This window comes from Acinetobacter lactucae, from assembly GCF_001605885.1.
In the GTDB taxonomy this organism is placed as follows: domain Bacteria; phylum Pseudomonadota; class Gammaproteobacteria; order Pseudomonadales; family Moraxellaceae; genus Acinetobacter; species Acinetobacter lactucae.
Genome location: NZ_LRPE01000039.1, coordinates 368,493 through 389,875 on the forward strand (window position 1 = coordinate 368,493; position 21,383 = coordinate 389,875).

A 21,383-nucleotide genomic window follows, 5' to 3' on the forward strand; every position below is an offset into this window, starting at 1 on the left:
GTCAATCTCCTAATCATTATATGTATGCTCATGATCAATTCCACATCCACAGCCATCAATCTCCTCACCATCTAGTGATTCAGCTTCCTGTCCAAGCATCAGCTCTTTAATTTCTGTTAAATAAGCTCCTGGGACTAAAGCGAGTTCTACATTATCAACAGAATCGCTGTAAACTCTCGCGCTACTTTCTTGCTCAAACTCATATACAGCTTCAATTTTCTTAGAATGATTAATTAATTTATACTTCATATTTTTTAATATTTTAGTATCAAATATTTGACTTAAATCAAATCTCATACTATACATCCCAGTTGCCGGCATTTTCGGCAACTCAGCATTTACTGTTGCTCCACTCGTAAACAAATGCTGCCCAGCTTTACTTTCAAACTTACCGCCCGTTGTTGAAAATACGCCATCCGCATTAATTTTGAGCTGAGATCCACCCGCTGTTAAAACAATTTCTTTTGGGCTCGTAAGCTCGATTTTTTCTTCAGTAGAAATGAGCTTGATGATCTTTTTAGCAATTGCTTCAATGGCATCGTCTTGTGCTTGTAGTTCGAGCTTTCCTTTTGCTGCATAAGCACGAAAACCTTTTTGCGCAGCAAACAAACTTATTTTGTCTTGTGCATGCCCAATAATATTTTTCTGTGCACTTAAGTTAATTGAGCCACTAGCACTTTCGGCAATATCTTGCGAAGCTTGCAAAATAATATTTTCAGGTGTCGTCAAAGCAATGCCATTTGGCGATGCTAATAACATAAGCGCTTGTCTAAAAATTTTGCCTTGTTCTTGCTGTTTAGTATCGGAACTACTTTCTAAACCTTGGGTATAACCCTCCATAAAGCCTTGCAAAGAAATTAATGCTTTAGAAGGTGATACTTCCAATTTACTGCCTTTACTAAACGTTCCACATACACTCATCATGTCAAAGTCTTTAGTCTCGACATTAGCTAAGACTTTTCCAACTTCTTGAATACTTTCAAATGGATTTTTATGAATGCGGTCTTTAATGCTAGCAAGTTTTCCTTTAACGATGTCGGCACCATGCTCTTCAACATTTTCAATAAATGCTTTTAAGTTTTCTACCGCATCTTTGGCATCACTAAAGAAAGAATTAAATTCGTCCACAACGCCTTTTGCATTTCCCCCTAGCGCGCCAATATCTTGAATAAAGCCACCACAGTCTTTTAAGGCGTGAATAGGATCGTTATTAATTCCTTCTTTAAATAGATTCACCGTACTATCTAATGCTTGTCCTGTAGTTTTTAGCTCAAGTGACTGGATGAATTTGGGTAAGCGATTAATTACATTCAAAGCATCAGTTTGTTGCTTGGCTGCAACTTCACTGAGCATTTTCATGCTTTCATAACCTTGTGAAAGTAAGGATTGTGCTTGTGCGGCCTCTAGATGGTCTGCAATCGCTTGCTCTTGTGCATAGGTACTGATGAGCATGCCTTTGCCCGCACGCACAGCTCCCCAAGCATCTGTTCTAAGCTCAAAGCCTTCTCCACGGCCTTGGCTCGTTTCTTGTTCTTTCGGATGGCTTAAATTACCCAAATTCAGCTGTGTTGCTGCATGACTACTTTGTAATTGGGTACTAATTTGCCCCGTTGTGTCATCAAAGCGTAATTGGTTAAACCCGCTACCATTAACTTCCTGACTACGAATACCGCTGAGTTTTTTAGTATCTGGAAGCTGCCCTTTCACATCGAACTTGGTTGGCGAACGCTGCGCTTCATGGATACGCCCCGTCACAAATGGACGGTCAATATTGCCATCAAAGAAGTCAATGACCACCACTTCACCGATACGTGGCAAGAAACGTGCTCCATAGCCTTCGCCTGCCCAAGGAGTCAGTACATCCACCCAAGCTGAGTCGGTATCATTGTCATTGCTACCTGCGCCACCATCATGCCCATGATCATCACTACGGGTAAATAGAAAACGTACTTTGATACGACCCCATTCATCGACATGAATGGTCTCTCCCTCTGGCCCCACGACTTTCGCTCTTTGTGGATAAGCAATTGGTCGATGCTGTTCTGGATTATATTCAGGTGCAGTTTTAATTTGACGGCGTATTAAGGTCAGCTCATTACCTTGACGCTCAATATCATCATAACCATGTTTATCCCATCGACTTTGGGTGAGTAACTGACTAACTTGTTGATGCAAATCTTTTGGTAAATTGTTTTGGTTGTAGAAATTTTTAGCGATAATCAGGAACTCTTGATCAGCCCCTTCATGTTGATCAATTTCAGGATGCTCTCGAAAATTAAACCAATAGCCGACTTGGCTATCTCGAACACTGCTATAAGCCTTAAAGTATTTGGCCTGACTGGCATACATGTCATTAAATTGCTGATTCAGTTTCTCTAGCTGATTACTAGTTGAAGCAGTAGCTTGATCCTCACCTTTTAAATCTTGCATCCAAGCAGGACTCATGTGCCATGCTTGCTCAAGGCTTAAACTCGCTGAATCAAAGTTATCTGAATGTGTATGGGTCGTGATGACGGAACCAGCGCCTTCTTCTTGTGATAAGGCATCGGGCTGCCAGCGTTGCACATGTACCGCAGTCGGTTGCAGACTCCGCACCGCAACAAAACCCGTAATACTATCTTGATATTCTGTCGCACTACTGCGGTGATAGCGAATGCTACGGCGTGCTAAAGCTTGGTACTGGTTATTATCATCAATTAATCTAAGCTTTTGGGCCTGTACCGGAGCAGTAAAATGGGGAACGAAAAGTTCTGATTCATCAATTAGCCAACTCACGCCTTCGCTTCGCCATAAACGCGTAAGAAAGTCATAGTCGGATTCATTATGCTGCATGCTAAATGGACGAGTATCATAACTCTGGCTTAACCCACTCAGGTCTAGGCTTAAACTTGTCGCAAAAAGTGGACTTTTTTCTTGCCACTCTTTGAATAGAACTTCGGTAATTTCTACAATACTTTTATTCATAAAAACACGACTGTTACGGCGTTTGTGCCATAAATTTGTCGCGTCTTTTAAGGTCAATTTATAAAGTGTTAAAGCACCATCACTTTGACCATAACTGGCTTCAGTCACAATTCCTGTAGTTCGAAATAATTGTCCAGAATCTGTAACCTGATCAACAGCAACCTGAACGCCTATAAACTGCTTCAATGCAATTTGGGCACTCGTCGAAAGGCAAATTAACTCAGCTTCAATTCCCCCATTTAGCTGATGTTGGCCTTCTATACGTTGTAAAAAAACTTGGTGATTGAGCAATTCATTAGAAAATTGCACGTGGATCGCACGTTTCTGTGCGCTTAATCCTATTTTTTCCAATACACTAAAAATATTAAAAAGCATTTTTTTATAATCATAAGGATATATAAACGGCTGCACTTTATAAAAAACAGACCCATCTGTCTACAATATTATGCTTTTTTTCAATTCGTTTTTTTATATTTTGATTAATTCTAAAACAATAAAAAAGCCCAACTTCATGTTGGGCTTTTTTTTAATCTGTTTAAACTCTTTTTTTAGCAGTCTTAAACACTGGATAAAAACGGAACAATTGCCATAAACATACGAGTAATAGCAAAATGAAATAAACCAATGACCAGACTGGTAAAGACTGGCCTAAAAAGGTCCAGTCAATTGCTGCACATTCACCTGAACCTGACAATACTTCTTGCAAAACTGTTTTCATTGGTAAGGCATCAACTAAATAGTTTAAACCTGGACCACAGCTTGGCACTTGATCAGGTGGTAAATGTTGTAGCCAGACATGACGCCCCGCTACACCCACTGACCATAAAATTGCGATGCCAGCCAAAAATGCGTAAAAGCGTTTAACCGCATTGGAAACAGGGTTATGCAAAAATGCAATCAGTGCCACAAGGCCCATTGCCATTAAGCCAACACGTTGAAAAATACAGAGCGGACATGGCTCCAAACCTTTTACATGTTCCAGATACAACGCAAAAGACATGCCGACAATACTTGCTAAAACAAGTAGTCCACTCACCAAACGGTAACTTAATCGCATGTAAAACCTCATTTTATTATCGATATTGTTCAAGATATTGGTCAAAACTGACCTGAGTATCTTGCTCAAGTTGTTCTTGCTGCTGTAAAGATTGTGCAGCCAATTGCTCAAAATGTTTCAAGGTTTCCACACTAAGCTCATGCTCCTCATAACTTTCAGCATGTAACTGGGCCATGTGGCTACCAAAACTCCAAGTTCCACCATGCTTTAACGTATCGTCAATAACATGGGCTGACAAAGTTTCATCAACTTCATCAATTCTTGCTTGCATGATTGCTAACGCAGAACCATACAGCTCTGTTGCATAGGTCTGATCGAGTAACTGCGCACAACCTTGCATCTGAGCAATATACAAACGTGCCCAATCTTCGATGTGATAAGACCCGTTTAAATCTGTAATGGTTGCATTCGGCGCTCGGCCACGATTCACCACTTCAGTCTGGTTCTTTTCAATCAAATCTTGCTCAGGGCCTAACAGCTCCGGGCTATCACTTAACAAGCAATAAAGTGCTAACACTTCAAGGAAGCCAGCCGTCGTTTCATCAACGCCAATTGACGAATATGGGTTTACATCAACAGCACGTAGTTCAACATAACCCACTCCTCGATTTTTCAAGGCTTGAGACGGCGTTTCACCCGCTTGAGGCACCTGTTTTGGACGTACAAGACTGTAATATTCATTCTCGATCTGCAAAACATGATCATTAATTTGCAACGGCTCACCAGCGGCATCATTTAACCCTAAACGGCTAAATGGTGGGTAAGGAGAATGAACGGCTTTTTGTAAACCATCCAGATAGCCAGTCAAATTGTTGTAATGAATACCTAAGCTTTTTTGGGCTGAGTTTTGATAGCCCAATCGCCCCATACGTAAAGCTGTAGCATACGGTAAATAGTATGAACCTTTGATTAAAGGCAACAACTGATGTTTATGTCCGGTCAAGAAACAACGACATACCGTTGGACTGGCACCTACCAAGAACATAACCAGTGGTGTTAAACGGATAAAGTTACGAATAAGACCAAAATAACGATGGCTACGATAATCCTGCAAACTTAATGATTTTAATTGTTCGTCAGTTTCATGAGCCTGCAACTCAGCAAAAAGCGTATCTGGAAAAGATAAATTGTAATGCACACCTGAAATCGTCTGCATACGACGACCATAACGTATTCCTAACCCACGACGGTATAGTGTTTTAAAACGACCAATATTAGAAGTGCCATATTGCGCTAGACGAATACGTTCTTCATTGTCATCTAACATACATGGCATAGATAGCGGCCAAAGTTTTTCACCATTTTCTAAATGACGATGCACAACGGCATGGATATCGGTGAGCTCATGTAAAGCTTCACCAATGGTTGGCTTTGGAGAAGTAATAAACTCCATCAATGCTTCTGAATAATCAGTCGTAATTTGCGGATGTGTTAAAGCCGAACCTAATGCTTTTGGATGTAACTCTTGCGATAAGAACCCATTACTTTGCATACGTAGGCTTTCACGCTCTATTCCACGTAACATGCCTTGTAGTAGCGACGAATCCACCCAAGCAGGAATAACTGATTGAGATGGTGTAGTGGGTTGACTCATGCATTTGCTCGCTTATTAAAGATCACTATATACAAAATCGTGAGATGATACGGTTACTTATATAATCACATCATTCCAGTTTGGCAATTTTTATCACAATCTTGTTATTTAAGACACGAAAGAATTGTGATTTTATTGAAGAATAATTGCTAAAGAGTTGTCAATATCATGAACGATCAAGACATTTTAAACTTCTGGTTTTCACCTGAACACCGTTCACTTTGGTTTGCAAAAAGTGATGATTTTGACAAAAAGATTTGTGAAAATTTTTCTGACGTTCATCGACAGGCAACTCAAGCAGAACTCTGGTCTTGGCGAAAAACGGCTGAAGGCCGTCTGGCAGAGATTATTGTACTAGACCAGTTTTCTCGCAACATTTATCGTGATCAACCACAATCTTTTGCTTATGACAGCTTGGCATTAGCTTTGTCACAAGAAGCCATTAGCTTGCAATTAGATGCACAGCTTAATCCAGAGCAACGCTCTTTTTTATATATGCCGTTTATGCATAGTGAATCAAAATCGATCCATGAGTTTGCCTTGAAACTATTTCAACGCCTCGGCAATGAAATTAATTTAAGCTTTGAGAAAAAGCATAAAGTGATTATCGATCGCTTTGGTCGTTATCCTCATCGCAATGCGATTCTTGGACGTGTCTCCACTCCAGAGGAAACCGAATTTTTATTAGAACCAAACAGTAGTTTTTAAAAATTCTTAATTTTTAACGCTGAGTCATCTATTTTCTAATACTCAGCTGGGAGTTCATCATGAAATATCTCTCTCTTTGTTTAGCCTTAGGCACTGCCTTAACTTTAACTGCTTGTGCAACAACGCCAAGTAAACCAAGAACCTTTGATCAGCTTGGTCAGTTTTCAGCATATCCTTTAAATGCCCAAACTTTTCGGATTAGTTTTCAAGCCGACCCGAATATGAGTTATGGCGCAGCTGAAGAAATCACTTTGGTAAAATCAGCACAAACGACGGTACAAAAAGGCTTCCGCTTTTTTAAAGTGCAAAATGACCCAAGTAATCAAAGTCAGAAACCGCCACGTCAAGCCGTGGTTTACCCATCTGCTCCAAGTTTTTACCCATATGGTTACGGTCGTCGTTACCCGGGTTTCTGGCATGATCCGTTCTATGATTACCCACAAGTGGTCAATATCGATCCTGTTCAAGTGTCGTATACTATTGAATGTTATCGGGATCAGAAGCAGGCTCCTCAGGATGCTTTTGATGCAACCTTGATCTTGAAATCAATCGGACAAAAATATGGATTGAGTCCGACAGGAGAGCTGTTGCCACCGCCTGAGCCTCCAGTAAAACAAAAATGAATAGGATAAATTTATGAACATGGCAGAAGAAGTTCACCACGTGCCCAGTCTAAAACGTAGCAAATATTTTGCTACTCTGGCGCTTATTATTGTCGTTGTGCTGTGGATTGCACTGATGGTGGCTGATCGTTTTCTGCCAGAGTACACAGGTTTTATTCATATTTTAATGTTAGGGGCAGAAGCTGGTGTAGTCGGTGGTTTAGCCGACTGGTACGCGATTACCGTTCTGTTTCGGAACCCTTTTGGTAAATTACCAATTCCTAATTTTTTAAGGGACCACACCGAGATTATTCCGCGCAACAAAGCTCGCATTGCAGAGTCAATGGGCCGTTTTGTACAGGAAAATTTTCTTTCGCCTCAAGTGGTAGAACGAAGCTTAGAAAAAACTGACTTAAGCCTCGCAATTGGTCAATGGCTAGCAAGTCCACAAAACAATACGCAAGTGGTACAGCTTATTCAGCAAACTGTTCCGAAAATTTTTGAGTTTGTTAGCCAAGTTCAAATTGCCAACTTTGTGCAAAACAATAGTGTGCAATGGGTACGTAATACCGAAGTCAATAAACTCGCAAGTGAAATGCTCCGCGCAGTATTGGAAAATGACTTCCACCAAGACGTTTTACAGCGTGGTCTCGATATCGCCCATGAGTGGGTGGTACAAAACCCAGATAAAACCCGTGAGTTAACCCGAAAGATGTTTAAAGCACTGGGTGTCTGGTCCCTTGCAAAAGGTGCAAGCTGGATTGGCATTGATGTTCAACAACGCACCATCGACTCACTCGTTGAAAAAGTAGAATCAATGTTGGCAGACCCTGAACACCCATGGCGACAAGAAATTGAAACCATTGCCCACTCGCTCATGCTTGAGCTAGCAAAACCAGACAGTGCTGCCAGCCAACGCCTAAACAGCGGTAAAGATGCCCTTTTAGACAGCCCTCAAGTCCTAAATTTCATCAGTGGTGCCGTCACCATTTTGTGTGATGCCATTAAAGAAGATTTAATGAAAAAAGACTCAGGTATTGCAATGAACCTTCGGGCTGCTATTCAGCAACTGGGTGAAAATCTTGTTCAAAATGCCAAAGTACGTGAAGTGTTAAACAAAGAAATGACAGGCCTTGCGCTGAATTTTACAGACCAATATAGCCATAAAATCATACGCTATGTCAGCGAACGCATTCATGAATGGGATTCGCGCGAAATGATTGGAAAAATTGAAAACGAAGTCGGTGGCGACTTACATATGATCCGTGTGAACGGCGTTGTAGTCGGGGCATTTATTGGTTTAACACTCGGTGTAATTCGGGCAGTGATTGAATCAATTTTATAACTTTAAATATTTTTATAAGAGAACAATATGCTACAGCTTCAGTCAAAATTGGCCACTCAAGGCGTGACGATTTTTAGCACCATGACGGCAATGGCACATCGACTAGGTGCACTCAACCTGTCACAGGGTTTTCCAGATTTTTCGGCTCCACCAGCCTTACTGGAAGCCTTATCTCAGGCGACTTTGGCTGGACATAATCAATATCCACCCGGCGATGGTATTCTCGCTTTACGTGAACAGCTTGCTTTACAATTTCAGCAACGCGACCAACTTCAACTAGATCCTGTCACGCAAATCACGATTACTCCCGGCGCAACCATTGCAATTTTTTGTGCCATACAGGCATGCATTAATGCGGGTGATGAAGTTATTATTTTTGATCCAAGTTACGACAGCTACGGCCCATCCGTGCAGTTAGCAGGTGGTAAAGCCATTCACATCGCTCTTGAAGCACCCGATTTTAAGGTGAACTGGCAACAGGTTAAAGATCTGATTAACGATAAAACTCGAATGATTGTGGTGAATACTCCCCATAATCCAACAGGTACCATCTGGGCAAAACAGGATTGGTTAGAACTCATTGAACTAATTCAAGATAAAAACATTGTGGTTTTATCCGATGAAGTCTATGAACACTTGGTCTTTGATGGTCAACAACACTTCAGCGCATTACATTTTCCAGAGCTCAGAGAGCGTAGCTTTGTGATTGGTTCTTTTGGAAAAACCTTTCATGTAACAGGCTGGAAAACAGGTTATTGCGTCGCTTCACCTGAGTTAATGCGTTTATTCCGCCAAATTTACCAATATGCGAATTTCTGTGGCACGACACCTTGTCAGATTGCTCTAGCGCAATATATGGAGCAACATCCAGAACATATTCAAGAGCTTCCACAGTTTTACCAAACTAAGCGAGATCATTTTAATCAGGCGATTCACCATAGCCGTTTCTTGCTAAAACCGTCTCAAGGTACTTATTTCCAAAATCTCGATTACAGTCAAATTAGACCCGACTTAAACGATGTTGAAATGTGCCAGTTTCTAGCAGAACAACATAAGATTGTGGCTATCCCAGTTTCGGTTTTCTACAAGCAAGCGCCGGAGTCTTTGCGTTTGATTCGTTTCTGCTTTGCTAAAAATGATGAGACATTGCAAAAAGCAGGAGAAATTCTGAATCAATGTTAATAAATTTAGCCACTTAGCATAGTAAAAACACTACAAGCCATTTGCTCTAACTATGCTAAGTTGGATATCTGCCCCGCTCATCAAAGAGATGGGCGATGGAGAATGCATGCCACCAAGACAGTCTTTAATTCATCAGCAAAATCTATGGAAAACATTTTTTGTTTTCTTGCTACCCCTGATTGCAACCAATATTTTGCAGAACTTGTCCGGAACGATTAACACCATCTTTGTTGGTCAAATGATGGGAGTAGATGCAATTGCGGCAGTTTCTGTATATTTCCCTATCTTATTTTTGCTACTCGCTTTTATTATCGGGATTTCAACGGGTACGACTGTTTTAGTCGGGCAAGCATGGGGTGCGCAAAATATAGAGAAAGTCCAAAGTGTGGTCGGTTCTACTCTGTTTATGACCATCATTGGTGGAATTATTACCGCGATTATCGGTGTGTTTTTCGCCCATGATATTTTGGAGCTTTTAGGTACTGACCCAAAAGTAATGCATCTTGCTTTGCCTTATGTACAATGGATGTTGGCGGGTAGCCCTCTTCTGTTCGTTTATATTATCTATACTTCAATTTTACGTGGTGTGGGAGACAGTACTACCCCTTTACTGGCCCTAGCTTTAACCAGTGTCATCGGCGTAATTATTACACCAATTCTTCTCAAAGGTTATTTTGGCTTTCCTGCCCTAGGGATTATTGCTCCTGCTATAGCATCAATTATTAGTTATATCGCAATATTAATTTTTCTGGCGATTTATCTAAACAAGAAAAATCATCCACTTCGCCCGAACCGTCAGCTTCTGCAACATATCCGTCACAATCCAGAACTGAGCAAAATCATTTTGCGCTTAGGTGTCCCAACCGGTATTCAAATGATTACGACCTCAATGGCGGGTTTAGTGATTGTTGGGTTGGTTAACCATTATGGTTCACATGCTACAGCAGCGTATGGTGCAGTGAATCAGGTGCTCAACTACATTCAGTTTCCAGCGATTTCGATCTCAATTGCAGCTTCAATTTTTGCAGCGCAAGCGATTGGTGCGGGTAAATCAGATCTATTAGCGCGAGTAACCCGCACCGCTTTGGGGATGAATTTTTTATTTACAGGTACCTTAATTGCACTTGGCTATCTATTTTCAAAATATTTAATGGCTTTGTTTATTACTGACCCAACTGTGGTGGTGTTAGGTCAACAGCTTTTATTTATTGTACTTTGGGCAATTTTATTCTTCGGTGCAGGTGCCATTTTTGCATCTATCATGCGTGCGAGCGGTACCGTGACGGTTCCAATGCTGATTAACATCTCTGCCATTTTATTTATTGAAATTCCATGTGCTTACTGGTTTAGCTCAATGTGGGGACTTAAAGGTATTTGGGTTGCCTATGCCTTGGCATTTGTTAGTTTATGTATTATTCAAGGTTTGTATTATCAATTTATCTGGAAGAAAAAGACGATCAAAGTTCTTATTTAGAACTATCCAAACCACATAAAAAAAGCCATCATTTGATGGCTTTTTTTAATTTAAATCTTATTTCATCCATTTGGTCACAACGGTTGAAGCACGTTGATATCCTGTTGGGAACAAACGCTGCAATGCATCAAGAAATTTTGCATCACTACCAATCAATAAACGGCGTTTATTTTTCAAAACAGCATCCAAGATTTGACGAGCCGCTTCTTCTGGTGGGGTACGTAAAAACTTATCAAAGTTTTGAATCGATTTAGCCGGATCCATACCCAAACTACTCAAGCTATCACTCATTTTTGCAGCTTTAGCAATATTGGTACGAATTCCCCCCGGATGTACGCACAAAGAACTCACGCCACTTTTTTCAATATCCAACTCTTGACGTAATGATTCGGTAAAACCACGGACAGCAAATTTAGTTGCATTATAGCCAGATTGGGTTGGTTGAGCAGTTAAACCAAATAAGCTCGAGATGTTAATAATATGGCCATCTTGAGTCTGCTTAATGAATGGTAAAAATTCTTTAGTACCGTATACGACACCCCAGAAGTTAATCCCCACAATCCACTCTAAATCTTCGTAGGTGGCGCCTTCGACAGTTGAGCCTAATGCAACACCAGCGTTGTTAAAAATCAGGTTAACAGAGCCATGATCTTGCACAGTTTCTTGTGCCCATTGCTTTACCGCTTCACGGTCAGACACATCAAGCTTTTTGGTGGTAATAGTAATATTGCTGTATGGTTTTAAAAGCTCGACAGTTTGTTGTAATCCTTTTTCATTAATATCACTCAACGAAAGATGGCAGCCCTGTTTTGCCAAAAGAATTGCTAACTGTTGCCCAATGCCAGAACCCGCGCCCGTAATTGCAGCGACTTTGTTTTTAAAATTTTTCATTGTCCATCCTTTGTTTTTCGATATTTGCACAGTCAGTTCATTGCATGTGCAGTTTAGACAACTTCAATATAATTTTGACAATACACATTGTCAATATAGTACACTGTAATTTCAGATAGAATGGCACAATTCTTCTGAGCGCTTTATCATAGTGAGCGTATTTGGCCAAAACCTATAAATTAGGCAATCATTCTTTAGGAAACGACTTATTTATGGCGACTAACGACTCAACCAGTAAAAAGAAAACAAAAAGTGTGAGTAAAGAACGTCAGTTCAAAGGTTTATCTCTATCTGAACGTAAAGAGGCGCGCCGTGAAAAACTGATTGAAGCAGGTATTGCGACCTACGGAACCCTTGGTTTTTTTTCAGTGACGGTAAAAGATGTCTGCCAAGAGGCAAAACTCACAGAACGTTATTTTTATGAATCATTTAAGAAGAGTGAAGATTTATTCCAAACCATCTTTTTAAAAATGATTGAAGAATTACAGCAAAATCTGATGCAAGCCGTGATTAAAGCTGCACCCGATCCAGAAAAGATGGTTGATGCTGGCTTAAGAGCTTTACTAACTACTTTAAAAGATGACCCGAGATTAGCTCGTATTGTCTATGTCGATGCAGTCTTGGTACAAGAATTACATAATCAGGCCACCATTCAAGAAACACTTGCGCAATTTGATCGCATGATTCAGGCCTTTGTTATGTTGACTATGCCGCAAATTCAACACCATGAAAATGAGCTTTCTTTAATCGCAACTGGCTTAAATGGGTATGTCACTCAAATTGCGATTCGTTGGGTTATGGGAGGGTTTGAGCAATCTCTTGAGCAGGTTTTAACCGCATGCCGTATTGTTTTCTTGTCTTTATTAGCTCAGGTTTCAAAATAATATTAAAGTTTTTTGACAGCTTAAAATGTGAAAAAACAACTAAGCAATTACTGTGTTAACCTATTGAATGACTTTAGAAAGTTTGAGGGTTAGATGTCATAATTTGGTCATACCTTTGCCTTAGTTTTGTCACAAATTATTGCTAAATTCAATTTTATAGACTTTTCTGCAATGAAATTGTCATAATTAATCTTTGTAATAAGCCTGTCATAACTACAAAACGGTTCACCGTTAAATCTATAGGATATTGCGCTGTGAAAGATGACTATATTTTAATTGTCGATGATGAGCTTCCTATTCGTGAAATGATCCATACTTCTTTGGACATGGCAGGCTTTCAATGCTTACAGGCCGAAGATGCCAAACAGGCTCATCAAATTATCGTCGACCAACGTCCGGCGCTTATCTTGCTTGATTGGATGTTACCTGGAGGCGTAAGCGGTGTCGATTTATGTCGCCGCTTAAAACGTGATGAGAACCTCGCAGAAATTCCTGTGATTATGCTGACCGCCCGCGGAGAAGAAGACCATAAAGTACAAGGTCTTGATGCAGGTGCAGATGACTACATGACCAAGCCATTCTCAACACGTGAACTGGTTTCTCGTATTAAGGCTGTTCTGCGCCGTGCCAATGCATTAAGTGGTGAAAAAACAATTGATGCCAATGGTTTAATTCTTGATCCTGTAAGCCAGCGTGTTAGCTTTGGCAACAGTATTTTAGATATGGGTCCAACAGAATATCGCTTACTTGCGTTTTTTATGACCCATCCAGAGCGTGCATATACGCGTGCCCAGTTGCTCGATCAAGTGTGGGGCGGTAATGTATATATTGAAGACCGCACTATTGATGTGCATATCCGTCGTTTGCGTAAAGTCTTAGAACCTTTTGGTGTTGACCGATTTGTTCAGACTGTACGTGGAACTGGCTACCGTTTCTCTACACGTGCAGATTTAGCCGCAGGTTAACCAAGATTTATGTATGAACCCTACCCCGTCCCTGAACAGGTACGTGAACAAAAACTTTCTCGCTACAGTAGTTTATGGACGTTTGCCAAACAAGATTTACGGCTTTTATTATTTTTTCTAATTATTGCCGGTTTAGTCGGTTTCGGTATTGGGTATTTCTGGAGTTGTATCTTTATCGCCTTCGTGGTGTTTTTTACACTCCAGTTGCGTTCTTTATATCTGGTCAATGACTGGATTGCCAATAAACCATATGACGTGCCTCCAAACCTTAACGGGATTTGGGGGGCATTGTTATTTAATGTTTACCGTGCTCAGCGCCAAGAACGAATTGTTCAGGCCGAAATGGTCGGTTTAATTGACCGCGCTCAATCTTCTTTGGTCGCACTTGCTGAAGCGGTTGTACTTATTGATGACCAACATCAAATCGAGTGGTGGAACCCTGCTGCAGAGCGATTATTGGGTATCAGTCCACTCGACCGCGGTCGCAACTTATTAACGATTTTGCGCCAGCCTACTTTTATTGAATATTTTAATAATATTGATCAGGCACCTGATGGAATTAAGCTGCATTCCAATTTTGATGATGACCGCTATGTGCAGGTTAAACTCACAAGATTTGGTGGAGAAAGTCGTTTATTGGTGGCTTACGACGTGACGCGTATGCATAACCTTGAGCAAATGCGTAAAGACTTTGTCGATAATATTTCGCATGAACTTCGTACGCCATTAACGGTGCTCAGTGGTTATATCGAAACCTTTACCGATCAGGAAGATATTAGCCCACGCTGGAAACGTGCATTTGATCAAATGCAATCACAAACCAAGCGTATGAATGCGTTGGTGAATGATTTACTACTGTTATCGAATTTAGAAAATAACAAGAAAATTGCAAAAAATCAGATTATCGAAATGCCGAGTTTAATGAATCAATTATTTGATGATGCTCAGGCCTACAATGCCGATTATGGACACACGCTCAATTTACATATTGATAGCCACTGTGACCTGATTGGTTCCGACATGGAAATTGCCAGCGCGTTTAGTAACTTAATTACCAATGCCATCAAGTACACGCCAAAAGGTGGAACTATTACCATTGGTTGGCATGATGATGGTGAACATGCTTACTTTAGCGTGCAAGACACAGGCATCGGAATTAACCCTAAACATTTGCCACGACTGACTGAACGCTTCTATCGTGTTGACAGTGACCGTAGCCGTCAAACAGGTGGTACAGGATTAGGTCTTGCGATTGTAAAACACGTGCTTATGCAACACGGCGCTTATTTAGATGTACAGTCTAAAGAAAACGAAGGATCAACCTTTACCGCAGTTTTTCCAAAAGAAAGACTCTATAACATGACCTAAAGTTGCCCTCTCACATTTAAAAAGCCGACTCATGAAAAGTCGGCTTTTTTGTAGCATTTAAACCAATTTACTTAAAATTTGAGCAATAAGATTTTGTCTGGTTTTTCTCTATGACATTCAAAAAGTCAGTGGCAAAAGTATTACTTTGACGCAGTGCATCACGGTGATCACCACCATCAATCGTTTGATAAATAGTTGGTTTTTTTAATTTACATAGCTGTTGATAATAAGCAGATGTGCCTCTAGGGTCGACTAAATGATCTTTAGAGCCTTGAACAATCATTAATGGCACGGTCGGCACCATATTTTCAATAGACTGCTGTTTTAAGTAAGCCAAAAGAGGTTTTAAGTCTGCATTAGGGCGAAATATGCTAGAAGGAGATTTTTTCAAATCAGATTGAAGTTCAGATAAACAGCGACTACGCGCTTGAGTTAGCACCGTGTTCATTTCTGCACTGACTAAGTTTTCAGGAACAATGCTTGGTTCTGCTGCTTGCGCTCCCAACAACACAATCGGGAAAAATGCTGCCACACTAGGTTCTGGGTTCGGATTATTTTTCACATATTCTGCAATGCCTTCATATTGATAGCCGCCTGGCGCAAGAGCGATTGCCCCTTTTAAATCTAGTTCAGGTGCATCTTTTTGACCATAGGCAGACACTGCGATTGCCGCAGCTCCGCCTTGACTATGTCCCATCACCAACCACTGTGGATTGAAATCTTTGGGTTTAAGCACATGTAATGCCCGCACTGCATCGACCACTGTATGTAGCTGGCTCTTTGCATTCATATAGGGATGTGCGCCTAACGTACCTAGTCCCTGATAATCAGGTGCGACAACTGCATAACCACGTGCAAGCCAACCATCTAAAGCTTTTGAAGCCACTTCTTGATATGAATGAACTGGGCCACCTGCATAATCACCAGAAGGTGCACAAGTATCAGCAACTCCAGTCGTACCATGTGCCCAAGCCAATATCGGCCAGCCATTTTTTGGCGGTGTTCCTTTTGGTAATAAAATAAAAGCCGATGCAACAATAGGTTCGCCCTGAATCCCTCGACTACGATAATTGACCAATAAACGCTGATCAGCATGAGGAAATAAATTCGTCACATCTTGCTGTGCTATAGAGAGGATTGAACCTGGTTTTTCACTCACAATTTGCTTACTCAAATCTGTAATTGGAGCAGCCATAGCAGAACCAGATACCAAACAAACACTGCTAAATAAAATTTTAAAAAAGGAATTACTTTTTCTAATCAAGGGATTACTCCTCTATTATTTACATTACATCTATTTAAATAATCAATTTATAAAGTATAAACTACCATAAAAGCATCTATAATTATATTCAATTCAAAAACATTAAATTATAATCACTGAAATTTAATAAAACGATATTTTAAAAATAGGTAGTATAAATATAGTTGCAAAAATTAATCCCATTTAAATAATAAAAAATATATGCTGATATTTTCTTAATTACTATAGCGATTAAAATGTCAAAACAATATAAATTTATACAGTACCTGATTTATCTTATTGTCGGTTCACTATCTATCCATAGCTTTGCAGACGTACAAGTATATGGTCCTGGTGGGCCAGCACCTGCAATGAAAGAAGCCGCTAAACAATTCACCAATAAAACAGGAATAGCAGTCCATGTGACTTCTGGACCTACTGCTCAATGGTCTGAAAAAGCGAAACTAGATGCAGATGTTATCTATAGTGGTTCCGAAGCCATGATGTCGGATTTCGAAAATACTTTTTCTGAGCAAATTATAAAAGACTCGGTAGAACCTTTATATTTACGCCCCGCAGCAATTTTAGTGAGAAAAGGAAATCCTAAAAATATTAAAGGATTTAAAGACCTCGCTAAACCCGGTGTTAAAGTTTTAGTTACGCATGGTGCAGGTCAAGTCGGTATGTGGGAAGATATCGCTGGCAGAACTGGGAATATTCAATTAACCAAATCTGTTCGAAAAAATATTGTCACCTATGCAGTCAACACAGGAATTGCCAAGAAAAACTGGGAAGAAAATAGCAGCTATGATGCTTGGTTAGTCTTTAATATTTGGGGAATCAGTAATCCAGACGTGGGACAAATTATCCCTATCGAACCAGAGCTCGTTGTCTATCGCGATACAGGTGTAGCATTGACTAAACATAGTTTAAAAGACGCTGAAGCTAAACGTTTTGTAGAATTCTTATCGTCTCAGCAAGGCAATATTATTTTCAAAAAATATGGTTGGACTAAATAATAAAAAAGGGAGCATAGCTCCCTTTCATTTTTTAAAATTATTCACTCTAGTTCACCTAGAATATATTCGTTTCAAATTAAATATACACCTGCGGCATATAAAGCGCCCAGTATTAAACAAAAAGCTGAGCTGACATACCAAAATAAATCAGTATTTCCCACAAATTTTGACTTTAACCATGGAAAAGCAAAACCACGGATAAGAAACACTGCTGCAACAAGCGACAAAATAATTTTAGTAAAAGGTAATACCTGTATTTCCTTTGCTGCAAAGAAGGCATACATAGAACATACAGTTAGAATTAATCCCACAGTTATAGCTGTAAAATTAGGATACCAGTGACCTCTTTCGGCCATCTGGACAATACTTTTACCAGCCCCTAAAACCCGAAAACCATTTGCTCCCCAGAACACACAAATAAAATGAAGTAATGCGGCACAGAATGTTAATAGTGCAGCAAGATATAGTAGAACGTTCGGAAGTGATTGCATTAGATCTTATACTAATCAACATATGTGAGATTTATTATACTTAATCATAAAATATATAAAACTTATAAATAGTTAAAATAAGATTAACTTGGTATTTAATATTTTAAATACCAAGCTCAGGCCATCTCAATTATTTACTCTCAAACTCTTTAAAATCAGCTTTTCTGATTTTTGCATGGATCCCTTTGGTTTTATCTACAACTTGTGAAACTTCAAAATCAGTTGCGGCACTTAAATACGCATAAGCCGTTGCTTCATCAATACCATATTCTTGATTTAGGAAACGAATGGCTTCACGTGTAGATTTTTTCATCGCTTCATCTAGATCTTCATCAAGACCCGGCGTAATCCAAAACTCAGCATTTTCAGCTAAAGGTTGTTTTAACTCTTTGCCCGGTATTCTATCTTTACCTGCTTTGAGCAAAGTAAATTTTAGTGTCGCACGTGCTGAAGCTTCGAGTGCAGTTAATGCTACTTCACCATCCCCTTGCGCGAAATGACTATCACCCGTATAGAATAATGCGCCTTTGACCTGAACAGGATAATACGCAGTTGAACCTGCACCTAGTTCATTAATATCAATATTTCCGCCATACATTGCAGGTGGTACAGAGTGAACAGGCTCAGAAGTATTGGCTGCTACCCCCATAATTCCCATAAAAGGATACAGTGGGAAACGTATTGATTTACCCGATTCTGTTTTTAATACACCTTCATATTCACCTTGTGCATTTTTTTCAATTGGGGTGAAAATCGATACGTTTCCATAACGTTCAGGATACTCAGCCGATGCGTTTTCTTGCTTTGCTTTTTTAGGAAACTCCCCGACTAAAGCACCCTTACCATGTCGATTTGAAATAACGCCATAAGGAACACGTGGCTCAACTTTAAGCACTTCAACTTTCAGAATATCACCGGGCTGTGCGCCTTCGATTGCAACAGGACCTGTGACAATATGCGGCCCATCTTTATGAAAATCATGCTTTAAATTTGACTGCGTAATTGTTTTTGCATCTTCCAATATTTCATTAGAATTTACGCCCTTCGATTTAAAGAACTTTTCAGCATTACGCCCTTGGTCTTCAAGCAAACCTTCATGAGAAACCGTATCAAATGTCACAACACTACCCGACGGAACATTAAGCACGGGTTTAGCATCCCGATTCGGCAAATAACCCCATGTAATGGTATTTAAAGTAGATGGAACGTAATAATTACCTTTATATTCGCCACTTTGAAGTTGGGTAGGCTGTTTTGAAATTTGATTTAAAACTTTAAAATCATTGGCATGGGTGAGTGAAATACAAAGTACAGATAAAACCGAAGCTGTCAGGCGTTTAACTTTTAACATGATTTCAGAACCTAAAAAATATGAAAATTACAGTAAGGTCCTGAATAGTTAGCAAGCATTGTGCCAAGGCTAAAGGCTATGCAATATCTAAAAAGCAAATCATAGTTATAAAATTAAATAATTTTTTTATATTTAATTACTTATCTTTAAATAAAATTAAAATTACGACTTAAGTCTAACTTAAATATTTCTCTATATTCTTCTTTATTAATTTTTAATTATATTAATATTTTTGCTCTCTTCAGACACATATTTATAGATTAGCCTATATAAAGTACTCATTTAGATCACTTAATAACAATTATATTTCTATATAATATAAACCCAAAAATTATAATATATTGTGTTTTTATATAGCTTAATTCAAAAAATAAACCCTGATTAATTAAAGTCAGGGTTTATTTATATTATAGGGGTTATATCGTTTACTAAACTGTATGTCCCATGCGCTCGCCCATTACAACCACAGACTCAGCTTTAAAACGTTGTTCCCATTCGATCTTATCTTTTTCAAATAAAATAACTGCGGTAGAACCTAAATAAAAACGTCCAAGCTCAGCACCTTTCTCTAACTTTAACTGATGATGCTGTAATTCAATACGACCTGAAGGTTTCACTTTACCTGTCGCCACAGTTTCAATACCCGCAACAATCATTGCACCCACTAACACAACAGCCATACGGCCAAGTTCAGTATCAAACAAGCAAACCATACGTTCATTACGGGCAAATAGTCCCGGTACATTTTCAGCAGTCATCTGATTTACCGAAAATAGCTCGCCCGGTACATACAACGTTTCTGTTAATGTACCTGCAAACGGCATATGAACACGGTGGTAATCACGCGGTGATAAATAAACAGTCGCGAACTCACCGTCTTGGAATGGCTGAGCAAGTTGTGGATCACCAATTAATTTCTCTACAGAGAAACTTTGGCCTTTTGCTTGAAATACTTCACCCGCAGTGATCTTACCAATTTGGGAAATCGCGCCATCGGCCGGTGAAACGATGCTATCTGCATTTTCATCAACCAAACGTACACCTTCTTTTAATGCACGGGTAAAAAAGTCATTAAAAGATTTATATTTTAGTGCATTGCCTTGTTCAGCAATCGATAAATCAATTCCATATTTAGCTTTAAACGCATGAATAACAGCAGCTTTCACAACTGGATTTTCACTCGCAGCAACTTTACCTACCACACGGCTCAATTGATGCTGTGGTACAAGGTTTTGTGCCTTAATAAATAATTCTTTTTTTAATCGAGATGTGAAACTCACGATGGTGACTCTCCAGTAATAATAGGACTATCGAGGCGATTGCCCCATTCACTCCACGCACCATCATAGGCTTTTGCTTCCCAGCCCAAGAGTCTAGCCAAAATATAGGCCAAACCGGAACGGTGATGTGACTGGCAGTACACGACTACAGGTTGTTGTAAATCGAACCCAAGTTGTTCAAGGCGCTGCCGCGTGCGTTCAAGCGGATGCAATTTTAGATGATTTTCACGATTAAGTGCAGTACTCCATTCAAAATGGAGAGCATTTGGAATGTGACCGCCGCGTCGCGCTGCTAAACGGACACCACTATATTCATCACTTGTGCGACAATCCCACAGTTGCACACTTTCTTGCTCAACTTGTTTGCGTAGCTCTTCATAATTCACTCGGAACTGCGCGGCATGTGATAAATCAATCTGAATTAAGTCTGCAACAGGAGAAAATTTTTCGACTTCTGCCGTAGTAGGCAACCCTGCTCCTAACCATGCATGGATACCACCATTAATTAAACTGGTACGGGTGAATCCTAAGCAGTGCAAATTCCAGATTAAACGCCCAGCCCATGCTCCGCCCTCATCGTCATAGACCACGACATGATGATTAGGTGAAATATTCAATTTTTCAATAAGTGCTTGTAAACCCGCTTCATCTGGCAAAACACCAGTGGCTTCTTCGTGCTGAGCCACTAACCATTTAGGCTGTAAGTGAATAGCATGTGGAATATGGAGTTGTTCATAAACCGATGCACGGCTTAAATCCACAACACGAATATATTCATTGCCTAAATAAGGCACTAACTCTTCTGCTTCTATTAATAAATCGAGTTTAAAATCAGGGAGGGTCATCGTCATGGTTTCTTTTTATACCAGCTTATTTCCAATCTTAGCATAAGCATATATCTAAAAAACTCTGATTTCCTGCTGCGCTTTAGCAGAAAATCAGATATCTGCATTCTCAGTTTTAAA

The 21,383-nt window shown here is 39.8% G+C and carries 18 protein-coding genes; 9 read left to right on the top strand and 9 right to left on the bottom strand.

All coding sequences use genetic code 11. The annotated features are described in order from the left end of the window. Window positions 1-9: 9 nt before the first annotated feature. The 3 genes from AWW73_RS17750 to gshA form a co-directional block, all read right to left on the bottom strand. Entirely contained in the window at window positions 10-3,339 is a 3,330-nt protein-coding gene (locus AWW73_RS17750) for a type VI secretion system Vgr family protein (RefSeq protein WP_062850309.1), read from the bottom strand. A gap of 160 nt (window positions 3,340-3,499) precedes the next feature. Then, the gene (locus tag AWW73_RS17755) at window positions 3,500-4,021 is read right to left on the bottom strand and encodes a disulfide bond formation protein B (RefSeq protein ID WP_062850310.1); all 522 of its coding nucleotides are present in this window, start codon (window positions 4,019-4,021) and stop codon (window positions 3,500-3,502) included. A gap of 16 nt (window positions 4,022-4,037) precedes the next feature. After that, entirely contained in the window at window positions 4,038-5,615 is a 1,578-nt protein-coding gene (gshA, locus tag AWW73_RS17760; RefSeq protein ID WP_062850311.1) for a glutamate--cysteine ligase, read from the bottom strand. Window positions 5,616-5,783: 168 nt separating this feature from the next. On the opposite strand from gshA, the gene AWW73_RS17765 reads away from it, so the two are divergent. From AWW73_RS17765 to AWW73_RS17785, 5 genes are all read left to right on the top strand, one after another. Further along, the gene (locus AWW73_RS17765) at window positions 5,784-6,323 is read left to right on the top strand and encodes a DUF924 family protein (RefSeq protein WP_062850312.1); all 540 of its coding nucleotides are present in this window, start codon (window positions 5,784-5,786) and stop codon (window positions 6,321-6,323) included. 59 nt (window positions 6,324-6,382) lie between these two features. Then, window positions 6,383-6,946, top strand: coding sequence for a CC0125/CC1285 family lipoprotein (locus tag AWW73_RS17770; protein WP_004640061.1), 564 nt, complete (start codon window positions 6,383-6,385; stop codon window positions 6,944-6,946). 13 nt (window positions 6,947-6,959) lie between these two features. Beyond that, on the top strand, window positions 6,960-8,270 hold the full coding sequence (locus tag AWW73_RS17775; RefSeq protein ID WP_062850313.1) for a DUF445 domain-containing protein: 1,311 nt from the start codon (window positions 6,960-6,962) through the stop codon (window positions 8,268-8,270). A gap of 27 nt (window positions 8,271-8,297) precedes the next feature. Then, window positions 8,298-9,452 carry a pyridoxal phosphate-dependent aminotransferase gene (locus AWW73_RS17780; protein WP_062850314.1) on the top strand — a complete coding sequence of 385 codons (1,155 nt, stop codon included), beginning with the start codon at window positions 8,298-8,300 and terminating at the stop codon, window positions 9,450-9,452. Between the two features lie 106 nt (window positions 9,453-9,558). Next, window positions 9,559-10,926 (top strand): MATE family efflux transporter, encoded by a 1,368-nt coding sequence (locus tag AWW73_RS17785; RefSeq protein WP_062850315.1) that lies wholly within the window; start codon window positions 9,559-9,561, stop codon window positions 10,924-10,926. Between the two features lie 57 nt (window positions 10,927-10,983). On the opposite strand, the gene AWW73_RS17790 is transcribed toward AWW73_RS17785, so the two are convergent. Next, on the bottom strand, window positions 10,984-11,817 hold the full coding sequence (locus AWW73_RS17790) for an SDR family NAD(P)-dependent oxidoreductase (protein WP_016143818.1): 834 nt from the start codon (window positions 11,815-11,817) through the stop codon (window positions 10,984-10,986). Between the two features lie 212 nt (window positions 11,818-12,029). On the opposite strand from AWW73_RS17790, the gene AWW73_RS17795 reads away from it, so the two are divergent. The 3 genes from AWW73_RS17795 to phoR all read left to right on the top strand — a co-directional run bounded on the left by AWW73_RS17795 (window position 12,030) and on the right by phoR (window position 15,034). Continuing rightward, window positions 12,030-12,701: a TetR/AcrR family transcriptional regulator gene (locus AWW73_RS17795; protein ID WP_000224580.1), complete on the top strand. Its 672-nt coding sequence runs from the start codon at window positions 12,030-12,032 to the stop codon at window positions 12,699-12,701. 254 nt (window positions 12,702-12,955) lie between these two features. Next, entirely contained in the window at window positions 12,956-13,666 is a 711-nt protein-coding gene (gene phoB, locus AWW73_RS17800; RefSeq protein ID WP_000650776.1) for a phosphate regulon transcriptional regulator PhoB, read from the top strand. 9 nt (window positions 13,667-13,675) lie between these two features. Further along, window positions 13,676-15,034, top strand: coding sequence for a phosphate regulon sensor histidine kinase PhoR (gene phoR / locus AWW73_RS17805; RefSeq protein WP_002121907.1), 1,359 nt, complete (start codon window positions 13,676-13,678; stop codon window positions 15,032-15,034). A gap of 67 nt (window positions 15,035-15,101) precedes the next feature. Here phoR and AWW73_RS17810 read toward each other — a convergent pair whose 3' ends face one another. Then, window positions 15,102-16,298: an alpha/beta fold hydrolase gene (locus AWW73_RS17810; RefSeq protein WP_062850316.1), complete on the bottom strand. Its 1,197-nt coding sequence runs from the start codon at window positions 16,296-16,298 to the stop codon at window positions 15,102-15,104. Window positions 16,299-16,534: 236 nt separating this feature from the next. On the opposite strand from AWW73_RS17810, the gene AWW73_RS17815 reads away from it, so the two are divergent. Further along, complete coding sequence (locus AWW73_RS17815) at window positions 16,535-17,296, top strand: AcfC family putative adhesin (protein ID WP_062850317.1); 762 nt, start codon at window positions 16,535-16,537, stop codon at window positions 17,294-17,296. Window positions 17,297-17,367: 71 nt separating this feature from the next. Here AWW73_RS17815 and AWW73_RS17820 read toward each other — a convergent pair whose 3' ends face one another. The 4 genes from AWW73_RS17820 to AWW73_RS17835 form a co-directional block, all read right to left on the bottom strand. Next, window positions 17,368-17,787, bottom strand: coding sequence for a hypothetical protein (locus AWW73_RS17820; protein ID WP_031949651.1), 420 nt, complete (start codon window positions 17,785-17,787; stop codon window positions 17,368-17,370). Between the two features lie 130 nt (window positions 17,788-17,917). After that, the gene (locus tag AWW73_RS17825) at window positions 17,918-19,138 is read right to left on the bottom strand and encodes an acetamidase/formamidase family protein (RefSeq protein WP_062850318.1); all 1,221 of its coding nucleotides are present in this window, start codon (window positions 19,136-19,138) and stop codon (window positions 17,918-17,920) included. A 428-nt stretch (window positions 19,139-19,566) separates the two neighbouring features. Next, window positions 19,567-20,418 (bottom strand): archaetidylserine decarboxylase, encoded by an 852-nt coding sequence (asd, locus tag AWW73_RS17830; RefSeq protein ID WP_062850319.1) that lies wholly within the window; start codon window positions 20,416-20,418, stop codon window positions 19,567-19,569. Further along, the gene (locus AWW73_RS17835) at window positions 20,415-21,263 is read right to left on the bottom strand and encodes a sulfurtransferase (RefSeq protein WP_057105789.1); all 849 of its coding nucleotides are present in this window, start codon (window positions 21,261-21,263) and stop codon (window positions 20,415-20,417) included. Before AWW73_RS17835 ends, asd begins: the two co-directional genes overlap by 4 nt. Window positions 21,264-21,383: the final 120 nt, after the last annotated feature.

Coding starts and splice junctions, on each gene's coding strand:
- AWW73_RS17790 (WP_016143818.1), bottom strand. CDS start 11,817: ATGAAAAATTTTAAAAACAAAGTCGCTGCAATTACGGGCGCGGGTTCT.
- AWW73_RS17775 (WP_062850313.1), top strand. CDS start 6,960: ATGAACATGGCAGAAGAAGTTCACCACGTGCCCAGTCTAAAACGTAGC.
- AWW73_RS17835 (WP_057105789.1), bottom strand. CDS start 21,263: ATGACCCTCCCTGATTTTAAACTCGATTTATTAATAGAAGCAGAAGAG.
- AWW73_RS17765 (WP_062850312.1), top strand. CDS start 5,784: ATGAACGATCAAGACATTTTAAACTTCTGGTTTTCACCTGAACACCGT.
- AWW73_RS17755 (WP_062850310.1), bottom strand. CDS start 4,021: ATGCGATTAAGTTACCGTTTGGTGAGTGGACTACTTGTTTTAGCAAGT.
- phoR (WP_002121907.1), top strand. CDS start 13,676: ATGTATGAACCCTACCCCGTCCCTGAACAGGTACGTGAACAAAAACTT.
- AWW73_RS17795 (WP_000224580.1), top strand. CDS start 12,030: ATGGCGACTAACGACTCAACCAGTAAAAAGAAAACAAAAAGTGTGAGT.
- AWW73_RS17825 (WP_062850318.1), bottom strand. CDS start 19,138: ATGTTAAAAGTTAAACGCCTGACAGCTTCGGTTTTATCTGTACTTTGT.
- gshA (WP_062850311.1), bottom strand. CDS start 5,615: ATGAGTCAACCCACTACACCATCTCAATCAGTTATTCCTGCTTGGGTG.
- AWW73_RS17750 (WP_062850309.1), bottom strand. CDS start 3,339: ATGCTTTTTAATATTTTTAGTGTATTGGAAAAAATAGGATTAAGCGCA.
- AWW73_RS17780 (WP_062850314.1), top strand. CDS start 8,298: ATGCTACAGCTTCAGTCAAAATTGGCCACTCAAGGCGTGACGATTTTT.
- AWW73_RS17815 (WP_062850317.1), top strand. CDS start 16,535: ATGTCAAAACAATATAAATTTATACAGTACCTGATTTATCTTATTGTC.
- AWW73_RS17820 (WP_031949651.1), bottom strand. CDS start 17,787: ATGCAATCACTTCCGAACGTTCTACTATATCTTGCTGCACTATTAACA.
- AWW73_RS17785 (WP_062850315.1), top strand. CDS start 9,559: ATGCCACCAAGACAGTCTTTAATTCATCAGCAAAATCTATGGAAAACA.
- AWW73_RS17770 (WP_004640061.1), top strand. CDS start 6,383: ATGAAATATCTCTCTCTTTGTTTAGCCTTAGGCACTGCCTTAACTTTA.